Consider the following 5,482-nt stretch of genomic DNA (forward strand, 5'->3'; position numbering starts at 1 on the left):
ACGTTCTCCTTGATGAGGTGCATGGGCACGTGCCCCGGCCCCTCGATCATCACCTGGCAGTCGCGCTCCCAGGCGATCGTGGTCAGCTCGCCGAGCGTCTCCAGCTCGGCGAACTGGGCCTCGTCGTTGGCGTCGGCCTGGCAGCCGGGCCGGAGCCCGTCTCCCAGCGAGAAGGCCACGTCGTAGGCGGACATGATCTCGCAGATCTCGCGGAAGCGCGTGTACAGGAAGCTCTCCTGGTGGTGCGCCAGGCACCACTTGGCGATGATCGAGCCGCCGCGCGAGACGATGCCCGTCACGCGATTCGCGGTGAGCGGGATATAGCGCAGCAGCACGCCGGCGTGCACGGTGAAGTAGTCCACGCCCTGCTCGGCCTGCTCGATGAGCGTGTCCCGATAGATCTCCCAGCTCAGCTCCTCGGGCACGCCGCCCACCTTCTCCAGCGCCTGGTAGATGGGCACAGTGCCCACGGGCACGGGCGAGTTGCGCAGGATCCACTCGCGTGTCTCGTGGATGTTCTTGCCCGTCGACAGGTCCATGATCGTGTCCGCGCCCCAGAGCGTGGCCCAGCGCATCTTCTCCACCTCCTCCTCGATGGAGGAGGCCACGACCGAGTTCCCGATGTTGGCGTTGATCTTCACCTTGAAGCGCCGGCCAATGATCATGGGCTCGGACTCGGGGTGGTTGATGTTGGCCGGGAGGATCGCCCGCCCCCGCGCCACCTCCGAGCGCACCAGCTCCGCCTCCAGGCCCTCGCGCAGGCCGACGAACTCCATTTCCGGCGTGATCTCGCCGCGCCGCGCGTAGTGCATCTGAGTGACCGCGGCCCTCGGCCTGGCACGCAGGACGGGGCGGCGGAGGGTGGGGGGGATTCCCGCCTCGCCGCCCTTCGCCCAGGAAGCGGCAACGCGGCGACGCGGCGAAGCGGCCAGGGAGGTCGTGCCGGTCGCCGTGTCCCCGCGTCCCCGTGTCGCCGCCTCAGGAATCAGCCGGTAGGCTGGAGGAACCTCCTCGACGTCTCGCCGGCCGAGTATCCACTCCCGCCGTAGCGGCGGCAGCCCCCGGCGCACGTCAATTCCCTGCGGCCCGCTGGTGTCGTAGACGCGGAGCGGCGGCTCGCCGCCCGAGAGGCTGATCTCCCGCATGGGGACGCGGATCCCCTGCCGCCCTTCGAGGTAGACCTTCCTCGAGCGGGGGTACGCGTCGTCGAACGTGGTGGCGACCGGGACCGGGCCTGCGCCCAGCTTGCCGGCTTCGCGGGTTGCTGTTCGTGGGCTCATGGCAGTCGCTCCTCCGGGTTGCGGCGGACCGGCGGGCAGGGAACGCGGCGGAAAAGCAAAATCGCCGCGCGGCGCTCGGGCGGCGATGGCGATGGCGGGACTGTGTGTCCCGGTCCTGGAAGATCCGCCGCGCTCCCTACGCCGGTCTCAACCGGATCAGGTTCCAAGGGTGTGCTCTCAATCCCGCGCCCTGCCCGACGCCCTGGCGCTTGCCCGAAACGGGCGGCCACAGATCGGGCGGACGCCGGGATACCCCTGGCGGCCTGGGTTCCAAGCTATGTGCCCCGTCCCTCCCGGTCAACAGCCGCCGCGTCCGCCCGCCCGCCGCGCCCGCCTGCCCCACGTACCGCCCACACCCAGGTCTCCCCCCGGGCTCTATCCCGGCTCCAGCGCACGCACCGGCAGGACCATGGCGTTCAACCCGGCGAATTGAAGGCGGCGCTGGCGGCCAGCAAAACAAAGCCCCGCGGTCCGGGCGGACCGCGGGGCTCGAAGCCACAGGGTAGACGCCTGCCGGAGGAGGCAGGCTTTCCCGGCAGGTTACGCCCCTGCGCCGACTGCCGCGCCCGCGGGCGCAGCCGCCGCCACGCGGCCCATGCGGGCCATGGTGGCGCCGGCCGCCACCAGCCAGGCAAAGCCGAGCAGTGCGACCATCATCCCCGTGGCGGGCGGGAAGGCGAATGTGCCTATCACCTCGAGCAGGCCGACGCCGACCCCCGAATAGGCCAGCCAGCTTGGCCAGGCCGAATCGCGCGTCATGGCCAGTCCAAAGACGACTACGGCCAGCCAGTGCGCGACGATCGAGGTGGTCACTGCCTGTGTGTGCGCGTCCGCCATGACATTGGCGCTTTCCTCCATGCCCGCGACGGCCATCAGCCGGATGGCCGAAGCCTCCGTGCCCGGCGCGGTGATGACCCCCATGGTGCCCACCAGCGCCAGGGCCACGCCCAGCAAGGCCCAGCCGCCGGCTGCCGTGCTACTGAAGTGCCGGCTCAGGCACAGGATGCCGGCCAGGGCCAGGATCTCACCGAGCGCGATCGCCCAGTGCGCCACGTTCAGCCCCGCCATGTCGAAGGTGACCGCGGCATCGGCCGATTCCGGAGGCGCGGGGTGCAGGAACACGCCGATGGCCAGCAGGATGCCGCCCGCGATCAGCCCATTCCCGCCGACGTTGTACAACGAGGGGTGTCGCATACCTTGCCTCCCGGCAGACAGAGGGTGAACGAACAGGCCGCGCGGAGCGATCGCCCTCGCGCGGCCCCGCAATCAGCTCAAGCGCCGCTCCCGGCCATGGCGCCTGTGGGCGCGGCCGTGGGCGCGGCCCGCCCCAGCCGTGCCATGCTCACGCCGAGCAGGGCCAGCCAGGCCGCGCCCAGCACGCCCAGCGCACGGTGCACGGTAAAGCTCTGCACCAGAAAGATGGCCGCCACATTGGCCACGCCCACGGCCGCGCCGGCATAGCCGAGCCCGCGCGGGAAGGCAGCATCGCGGGCGACGGCCAGCGCAAACAGCGTGGTGCCGGCCCAGAAAGCGGGCACGGCCATGGCGAAAACGCCCATGACCAGCCCCGAGTTGATGGCCAGGAAGGCGTGCGAGGCCGCCACCGCGTCCTCACCGCCTGCGCCCTGCATTTCCGTGAGCATGGGATACGTAGCCGCTTCCGGCGCAATCAGGACCATACCCCCGGCGGTACCCAGCACCACGCCGCCCAGCCCGAGCGCCGCCCACCCCTCCAGCTCGCCGCCGCCGAAGTGCCGGACCAGCGCCACAAAGCCGCCCAGGATGAGGAAGAAACCGATCCCGAGGAGCCAGTGGGAGAGCGCCCACTGCCCCGCCGCCAGGCTGGCCGCCTCGTCCAGCGTCTCTGGCTGCGCCGCGTGCAGGAGCGCGCCGGCCGCGAAGAGAACAGCGCCCACCAGGAGGGCGTTTCCACCTACCCGGTACAGTGAGGGGTGTCTCATAGCACGCCTCCGTAAAGCGGGTGATGGTGACCGTGGGCATCCACAGCCGCCGGCCTCGCCGCGCGGAACGGCGGCTCGCGCGTGTGCAGGATGGCAGGGGCATGATGGAGGGTGGGGCCCAGGAGCCGCGTGCTCCTGTCTACCCGATACCTCGAGGGTTGCCGCATTCCGTCCGTCCAGGCACGAGGAGTTGGCCGGCTACACGCCGGAAGCAACCAGCCGGGAACGGCAATGACAGCACAATCTTGAGATGATACACGCAATATGCAGGAGCTCCCCACAAAACGCAAGAAAAAACTCGCCCCCGTCGCCCCCCCGTCGCCCCCGTGGATCTGCCGACCCGCGGGGGGTTGTTGCGAGAGCGCCGGGGGCCGCTCCAAGCGACGCCGCCTGCGCCGCGACCCACGCCCTCTTACATGAGCTGTCCGGCTGAGAATCCCGTGGCCGGCGCGGGCAGTGCCGCCTCCGGGAAGATAAGAGTGCCCTCCTGCAGGCTGGCGCCGCGCAGGGCCAGCGCCAGCACCTCGCCCAGTTCGCCGGCCAGGTGGAAGGTCATCTGCTCCCGAGCCTCCAACGGCAGGTCGTCCAGGTCGGGCTCGTTGTCCCGCGGCAGGATGGCCTCTCGGATCCCAGCACGGTAGGCCCCGAGCACCTTCTCCTTGAGCCCGCCGATCGCCAGTATCCGGCCGGTCAAGGTGACCTCTCCCGTCATGGCCACGTCGTGGCGCACGGGGCGGCGGGAGAGCACGGATACCAGGGCGGTGGCCATGGTGATGCCCGCCGAAGGGCCGTCCTTGGGGACGGCGCCCGCCGGCACATGGATGTGGATCTCGAGCTCGCGCAGGCTCTCCTCCGCGATGCCCAGCCGGTCGTGGTGCGTCTTCGCGTAGGTCAGGGCCGCCCGGGCGGACTCCTTCATGACGTCGCCCAGTTGGCCGGTCAGGATCAGGTTGTCCTTCCCGGGCGAGATACTGGCCTCGACAAACATGATGTCACCGCCCATGGGCGTGTAATACATGCCCGTCGCCACGCCCACGGCGTCCTCCGGCGCCGCCCGTTCCGGATGCACGCGGGGCCGGCCGATCAGCGGCTGCACGTCCGCCTCATCGATGGTGACGTGCGTGGCCTCCGCCGCGGCAATGCGCCGGGCCGCCTTGCGCGCCAGTTTGCCCAGCTCGCGCTCGAGCTGCCGGACACCCGCTTCGCGCGTGTATCCACTGATGAGCCGCTGCACTGCCGGGTCACTTACCTCGAGCTGCTCCGCCGCCAGCCCGCTCTCCTCCCGCTGCCGCGGCAGCAGGTAGCGCTTCGCGATCTCGAGCTTCTCCTGCTCCGTGTACCCGGCAAACTCGACCATCTCCATGCGGTCCAGCAGTGGCGCCGGGATGTGGTCCCGGTAATTGGCCGTGGCAATGAACAGGACCTCCGAGAGATCGAAGGGCACACCCAGGTAGTGATCGACGAAGGAGTGGTTCTGCGCCGGGTCGAGCACCTCGAGCAGCGCCGCGGACGGGTCGCCCTGCAGGCTCACACCCAGCTTGTCCACCTCGTCCAGCAGGAACACCGGGTTCTTCGAGCCCGCCTGCCGCAGCCCCTGAATGATCCGGCCGGGCATAGCGCCCACGTATGTCCGGCGATGCCCCCGGATGTCGGCCTCGTCCCGGGCGCCGCCCAACGCAATGCGCACGTACTTGCGCCCCAGCGCCCGGGCAATGGACTTGGCGATCGAGGTCTTCCCCACCCCCGGCGGACCCACGAACAGCAGGATCGGCCCGCGACCCACCGCCCGCGCCTTGGCCCGTACTGCGTCCGCCGCATGCGGCCGCACTGAAGCGGCACCGGGCTCCACAGGCTCCGATCCCGAGCCCGATTCCGGATCCTTACCCGCTGAGCCGACCAGGCCGCCAGCCGGCTGCTCGGCCTCTGCTTCGGCCGCCGCGCCCGCGGCTTCCTCCGCCGCCTCCGCCTCTGCCCGCTCCATCTGCAGCTTGCGTACGGCCAGGAACTCGAGCACCCGATCTTTCACATCCTCGAGGCCGTAATGATCCTCCCCCAGAATCCGCTCCGCCTGCACCAGGTCGATCTTGTCCTCCGTCCGCCCACTCCACGGCAGCTCCGTCACCCACTCGAGGTAGGTGCGAATGACCTGGTACTCCGCCGATTGCGGATGCGTCCGCTCCAGCCGGTGCAGCTCCCGCTCCACTTCCGAGCACGCCTCCGCCGGCAGGTCCAGCGCTGCGA

General features: G+C 70.3%; 4 protein-coding genes and 1 riboswitch. All 4 genes read right to left on the reverse strand.

The genetic code is table 11. The features are described from left to right. Nucleotides 1–1,280, reverse strand: a 1,280-nt coding sequence (locus HY703_13280) for a phosphomethylpyrimidine synthase ThiC (GenBank protein ID MBI4546164.1), incomplete at its 3' end; no start/stop codon positions are given. Between the two features lie 115 nt (nt 1,281–1,395). Then, nucleotides 1,396–1,547, reverse strand: a riboswitch (TPP riboswitch). Nucleotides 1,548–1,820: 273 nt separating this feature from the next. After that, nucleotides 1,821–2,474: a hypothetical protein gene (locus HY703_13285; protein MBI4546165.1), complete on the reverse strand. Its 654-nt coding sequence runs from the start codon at nt 2,472–2,474 to the stop codon at nt 1,821–1,823. A gap of 77 nt (nt 2,475–2,551) precedes the next feature. Then, on the reverse strand, nt 2,552–3,241 hold the full coding sequence (locus HY703_13290) for a hypothetical protein (protein ID MBI4546166.1): 690 nt from the start codon (nt 3,239–3,241) through the stop codon (nt 2,552–2,554). 412 nt (nt 3,242–3,653) lie between these two features. Continuing rightward, a partial coding sequence (gene lon / locus HY703_13295) for an endopeptidase La (protein ID MBI4546167.1) occupies nt 3,654–5,482 on the reverse strand: 1,829 nt, incomplete at its 5' end.

This window comes from Gemmatimonadota bacterium (assembly GCA_016209965.1).
In the GTDB taxonomy this organism is placed as follows: domain Bacteria; phylum Gemmatimonadota; class Gemmatimonadetes; order Longimicrobiales; family RSA9; genus JACQVE01.

Coding starts and splice junctions, on each gene's coding strand:
- HY703_13285 (MBI4546165.1), bottom strand. CDS start 2,474: ATGCGACACCCCTCGTTGTACAACGTCGGCGGGAATGGGCTGATCGCG.
- HY703_13290 (MBI4546166.1), bottom strand. CDS start 3,241: ATGAGACACCCCTCACTGTACCGGGTAGGTGGAAACGCCCTCCTGGTG.